Genomic DNA, 293 nt, shown 5'->3' on the forward strand with positions numbered 1-293 from the left:
TACACCACAAGGTGGTGTGATATCTCCTTTACTTTCTAATATATATTTAAACTATATGGATACCATTTGGGAAAAGAAGTGTAAACACCTTGGGGAACTGATTCGATATGCCGATGACTTTGTCATCGTATGTCAAACAAAACAACAAGCATTAGAGAGTATTCAGATACTACAATCCATACAGAAAAGTCGAAACTAGTGGATACGTGGGATGGAAACGAGGGATTTGATTTTCTGGGATTTCATCACCGAAAATACCCTAAACATGTGAAAGGCGGGAAGAAAGTGCACGT

General features: G+C 38.2%; 1 protein-coding gene. It reads left to right on the forward strand.

Features of this window, described 5'->3' with window-relative positions; translation table 11 throughout:
* Nucleotides 1-199, forward strand: a 199-nt coding sequence (locus MR115_RS29730; protein ID WP_375337831.1) for a reverse transcriptase domain-containing protein, incomplete at its 5' end; no start/stop codon positions are given.
* Nucleotides 200-293: the final 94 nt, after the last annotated feature.

It is taken from the genome of Bacillus cereus group sp. BfR-BA-01309, assembly GCF_022664315.1.
GTDB lineage: Bacteria > Bacillota > Bacilli > Bacillales > Bacillaceae_G > Bacillus_A > Bacillus_A mobilis.